General features: G+C 64.7%; 5 protein-coding genes and 1 pseudogene. 3 read left to right on the top strand and 3 right to left on the bottom strand.

Annotated elements, in window-relative coordinates:
* Nucleotides 1-774: TolC family protein (locus VK519_RS09060; protein WP_324349188.1), on the top strand; the 774-nt coding region annotated here is incomplete at its 5' end.
* 69 nt (nt 775-843) lie between these two features.
* On the opposite strand, the gene waaA is transcribed toward VK519_RS09060, so the two are convergent.
* Nucleotides 844-2,109 (bottom strand): lipid IV(A) 3-deoxy-D-manno-octulosonic acid transferase, encoded by a 1,266-nt coding sequence (waaA, locus tag VK519_RS09055; RefSeq protein WP_324349187.1) that lies wholly within the window; start codon nt 2,107-2,109, stop codon nt 844-846.
* 76 nt (nt 2,110-2,185) lie between these two features.
* On the opposite strand from waaA, the gene lpxL reads away from it, so the two are divergent.
* A complete protein-coding gene (lpxL, locus tag VK519_RS09050; protein WP_324349186.1) occupies nt 2,186-3,112 on the top strand; it encodes an LpxL/LpxP family Kdo(2)-lipid IV(A) lauroyl/palmitoleoyl acyltransferase in 927 nt (308 codons plus the stop codon).
* Nucleotides 3,113-3,271: 159 nt separating this feature from the next.
* Entirely contained in the window at nt 3,272-4,216 is a 945-nt protein-coding gene (locus VK519_RS09045; RefSeq protein WP_324349184.1) for a VirK/YbjX family protein, read from the top strand.
* Nucleotides 4,217-4,225: 9 nt separating this feature from the next.
* Here VK519_RS09045 and VK519_RS09040 read toward each other — a convergent pair whose 3' ends face one another.
* The gene (locus tag VK519_RS09040) at nt 4,226-4,984 is read right to left on the bottom strand and encodes a glycosyltransferase family 2 protein (RefSeq protein ID WP_324349182.1); all 759 of its coding nucleotides are present in this window, start codon (nt 4,982-4,984) and stop codon (nt 4,226-4,228) included.
* Nucleotides 4,981-5,193 (bottom strand): annotated as a pseudogene (locus VK519_RS09035) (O-antigen ligase family protein); the annotation flags it as partial. The pseudogene VK519_RS09035 and the gene VK519_RS09040, both read right to left, overlap by 4 nt.

Raw genomic sequence — 5,193 nt, 5'->3', positions numbered from 1 at the left:
TCGGTCGCCTCGGTCATCGTTGCCGAGAACACGCTTGCGGATTCGCGCGAAGCGCTGACGCAGATCACCGGCCAGCCGGTGGGCGAGCTTAAAAAGCTGCGCGAAGACCTGCCCATGACCCCGCCAGCACCGAACGATCCGAAGACCTGGGTCGATACGGCCATGCACTACAGCCCCACCGTGGCTTCGGCGCAGTTCCAAGTGGAATCTTCCGAGGCCTCGATCAACGCCGCGCGTGCGGGTCACTTGCCCACCATCAATGCCACGGCCGGCTGGGGACGCACCAGCCAGTGGACGCAGAACGGTGGCATCGACCTCAACAGTGCCACCGGCGGCACCAACAACCACCCGTCCACCACGGTCGGTGTGACGTTGTCCATCCCCATCTTCTCCGGCGGCGCAACTCAATCGCGTGTCCGCCAGGCGATCTACAGCCGCGATGCCTCGCAGGACGTGCTCGAAGCCACGCGCCGCCAGGTCACCCGCGACACGCTGAACTTCTACCGTTCGGTGGTAGCGGGCATCAGCCAGGTGGAAGCCACCAAGGCCGCAGTGACCTCCTCGCAGAGCGCCCGCGACGCCACACAGGCCGGTTTCGAAGTGGGTACCCGCACCATCGTCGACGTGCTGATTGCCCAGCAGAACCTGACCCAGTCACTGTCCAACTATTCGCAGTCCCGCCACCAGTTCGTGCTGAACAAGCTGCTGCTGAAGCAGACCGCTGGTGAAGTGGACATCAAGGACCTGGAAGCGGTAAACGCGCTGCTCCAGTAAACGGTAGTAGAAAGCGGGGGTCAGAGTGAAAACTCTGACCCCGGATCGCGACCGGCGGATCGCGCGTGGTTATTCCTCCAGCAGGCGATCCACCAGGCGCATCACGCGTTCCACGGCGCCACGTTCGCTTTCGAACACGTGCCGGGCGCAATCGCCCATCTGCCGACGCTCGTTGCCGTCGCGCAACAGTGCACGCACTGCATCACCGAGCTCCGACGCCTCGTGCAGGCGTACGCCGCCGCCTTCCTGCACCAGCGTGTTGGTTATTTCCTCGAAATTGAAGGTGTGCGGCCCTACCACCACGGGTGTCGAAAGCGCGGCGGGTTCCAGCACGTTATGGCCGCCGATGGGTACCAGGCTGCCACCGACGAAGGCAACGTCAGCCGAGGCGTAGAAGGGCATCAGCTCGCCCATGGTGTCGATCACGAAGCATTGCGTAGCGTGCCCCGGCAAGCCATCGACGCTGCGCACCGCCACGGTGAAACCAAGGTTGCGCACCGCGCCTTCTACCTGGCGGAAACGTTCGGGGTGGCGCGGAGCGATCAGCAGCAGGGCGTCGGGCAGGCGCTCGAGCACCTTCAGGTGCGCCTCGAGCACGGGCATTTCCTCACCCTCGTGGGTGCTGGCGGCGATCCACACCGGCCGCGCGGTACCCCAGGCATCACGGAATCCCTGGCCGCCGCCCTTGGTCGCGGCAGGAAGCGGCATGTCGAACTTGAGATTGCCCACCACCGATAGCTGGGTTGGCTCCGCCCCCAGCAGGCGATAGCGCGCGGCATCGGTTCGCGACTGCGCGGCAATGTGGCTGACGCAACGAAGCGCCGCGCGCACCAGGCCTTTCAGCGGCGCGTAGCCGCGCAGCGAACGCTCTGACAAACGGGCATTGGCAATCAACAGGGGAATGCCGCGGCGGCGGCAGCCGAAATAGAGGTTCGGCCAGATTTCCGTCTCCACGATCACCGCCAACCGCGGCCGGATCTTGCGCAGGAAGCTGCGTACGGCGAAGGGAAGGTCGTACGGCAGGTACACGCTGTGCACGCTTTCACCGAACAGTTGCAACACGCGCTCGGAGCCCGTGGGCGTGACCGTAGTCACCACCAGAGGCGCATCGGGATAGGCCAGCATCAACGCTTTCACCAGGGGCTCGGCGGCATTGACCTCACCCACCGACACCGCGTGCACCCACAGGCTGCCGTTGATCCCGGGCGCGGGGAATATGCCGAAGCGTTCGCGCCAGCGGCGGTGGTAGCCACGATAGCGGACACCACGCGCAAGCAGCCGCATCACGATGATCGGCGTCACCAGGTACATGGCCAGGGTGTACAGGAAGCGCAAAGAAGCAGACCCCTTGCTCAGCTTAGCGCACCAGTATACCCGTGCCCCGCCGTGGCCCGACCGGTAGAATGGGCTGATGCCCGGTGCCGTCCTGACTCCCCTTCCCCGCCGCTTGCTCGGCCCGCGCCACTGGCCGGCCTGGATCGGCGTGGGCGTGATCTGGCTGGTGGCCCATCTGCCATGGCGCGTACTGGAGGGGCTGGGCCGTTTCATCGGCAACCTGGCGCTGGTACTGAACAAGGAACGCCGGCAGATCGCCGCCACCAATATCGCGCTATGTTTTCCCGAACTCGACGCCGATGCCCAGCGTGCACTGGTCCGGGCGAACTTGCGCGATGTCGGCATGATGCTGGTGGAGTTCGCGCTGGGCTGGATGGGCAGCGATCGCGCCATCGCCCGCGTGCCTTTGCGCATCGAAGGCCTGGAGCACCTGCAGGTGGCACGTGATGCCGGCCGTGGTGTGCTGCTGGTGGGCGGGCATTTCTCCCACCTTGAACTGGCTGCCCGCCTGGTATCCAGCCGCATCCGCATCGCCGGCATGTACCGACGAATGGATTCAGAGGTATTCGAATGGGTGGTGCTGCGCTCGCGCCTGCACTATGCCGATGCCATGTTCGACAAGGACGACCTGCGCGGCACGGTGAAGTACCTGCGCGCCGGCGGCACCCTGTGGTACGCCCCCGACCAGGACATGCGCAGCAAGGACAACGTCTTCGCGCCGTTCTTCGGCGTGCCCGCTGCCACCATCACCGCGACGCACCACCTGGCCCGGATGTCCGGTGCCGTGGTCATACCGTTCTTCCATCGGCGGCTGGCCAACGGCGGCGGCTACGTGCTGCGACTTGCCCCGCCGATGCCCGGCTTTCCCGGCACCGACGCCGCTACCGATACCGTACGCGTCAACGAGGAAGTCGAGCGCATGGTGCGCGAAGCACCGGAGCAGTATCTCTGGGTTCATAAACGTTTCAAAACACGCCCACCGGGCGAACCCCGCATTTACTGAAGGGGCGTCGCACGTGGCGGAAAGACCGCGGAAAGAAGCTGGAAGCGGCGCGAAAGAAAGCGCGATCACGGCGAAAGATTCAGAAAGCTTTCGTAAGAAACCGGAAAGCACGCGTGCGTAGAACGTCGCCCAATCTCCATTGGATGGCGACACTTCCCCATGCACGATTCGCTTATTGCTTCATCGCTTCGCGCCCGCACCGATTGGCACGGTCATGCGCTCAAGCGTGCGGCCTGCGCCGCCAAATACCTGGTCCGCTCGCTGCAGGTGAAAGCACGCCATCGCGCATGGCTTGGTTTCATCCACGATACGTCGCCGATGCCCGCCGTGGTCGCCCGCGATCCCCGCCTGTTCGAGCGCTACCAGCACCGCTACATCAACCTCGGCTTCGATCCCGCCACCCGGCTTGCCCTGGTGCATGGCCACTACGATTTCATCATCCGCCACTGGCCGGCAGCGTTGGTGAAGGCGGTGTACGTAGATCGGGAACATCGCATTGGCCAGCTCACCCTGCGCGACGGCAGCCAGGTGGATATCGTGTTGAAGGCACCGCCGGTGAAAGGCCTGGAGGGCGAGCTGGGAATTTACCTGTGCGACACCGACGGCACTCATCTTTCTTCGGTGATCCTGACCGTCGCCGACGAGGGCCGGACCTTGCTCGTTGGATGCGTCCAGGGCGCCAAGGCCAGTGAAGGCAAGGAAGCGGTGCGCGACCTCACCCGCCAGTGCCATGGCCTGCGGCCGAAGAACCTGCTGTTATCCCTGGTTTACGCGGTGGCGGGGATCTACGGCAGTGACCACGTGCGCGGCGTGGGCCAGGCCGTGCATCCGTTTGCCCACAAGCACGACAAGATCAAATCGGACTACAACGGGTTCTGGCGCGAGGCCGGCGGCGTGCTCGCCGCCGACGGCATGTTCGACCTTCCCTCCCGCGACGCGGTGCGCAACATCGCCGATATCGAGAGCAAGCATCGCTCGGCCTTTCGCCGCCGCGAGGCATTGCGGGCCGAAGCGATGGACATGCTTGCCAGGGCACTGGATCCAAACCACGTATCGCAACCGGCCATGGACAACCACCCGCTCCACAACCGTGCGGCTGCCTGATGAAAGCGGCTAGCGACGACCCTGTCGCCGCGCTTCATGCAGCTTGGCGTATTTCAAGAACGCATAGAACGCGCCGGTGACGCTGGCAATGAAGCCGGCCCAGCCGTTGAGGAAATAGCGCTTAAGCAGGTACTGCCGCAGGAAAAACAACGGTGGGTAGAACACCATGCGCAAACCGGTGAAGCGTTGCTGCTTGCGCAGCTTGTGCGCCACCATGCCGGTGGTATAGCGGTTGATCTTCTCCACCCGCGTGGCAATGTCGCCGTCACCGTCGTTGACGAAGTCCGCACGCCACAGGTTGCGCACCGGCCCGTCCACTTCGACAGCCGAGTGCACTTCCACGTCGTTCATGCGGCCGCGGCGCCGGTCGAACAGTCGCAGGTGCGGATTCCGCCACGACCACCGGTGCTGCACTGTCCAGAACATGCGTTCGCGTCGCGGCAGGCGGAAGCCAGCGTGGCGCGGCGCCTGGAGTGCTTGCTCGATCACCTGGCGCGTACCGGGTGACAACACCTCGTCGGCATCGAGGTTGAGAATCCAGTCGTGGCGGGCCAGGGCGTAGGCACGCTGTTTCTGAGGGCCATAATCGTCGAAGGGGTGTACCTCGACGTGGGCACCGTGCCTGCGCGCAATCGCAACCGTGGCGTCGGTGGAGCCTGAATCCAGGACGACGATTTCCTCGGCCCAGGACACTTCAGCCAGTACGCGGTCGAGCGTATCGGCGTTGTTGTAGGTGATGAGCACCACCGAGAGCGGTTCGCGGGTCATGCCACTGCCTTGTCAGCCGTGTCCGGGATGTCCGCATACAGCGCCGCGCACCACAGCGCCAGCAGCCAGGCAAACAGCAGCCCCCACCACGCGGAATAAAAAGCCAGGTGCGTGTTGATCGGGAACAGCATCGCCGAGAGCGCCACGGTCACGGGAAATGCCCGGACGCGTGCTGCCGGCGGACAGGTCCACCAATGGCGGATGGCAAC

Source organism: Pinirhizobacter sp., from assembly GCF_035317885.1.
Classification (GTDB): domain Bacteria; phylum Pseudomonadota; class Gammaproteobacteria; order Xanthomonadales; family Rhodanobacteraceae; genus Pinirhizobacter.
Note: the sequence above shows the minus strand (reverse complement) of the source record. Positions and strands in the feature narration are given on the sequence as shown.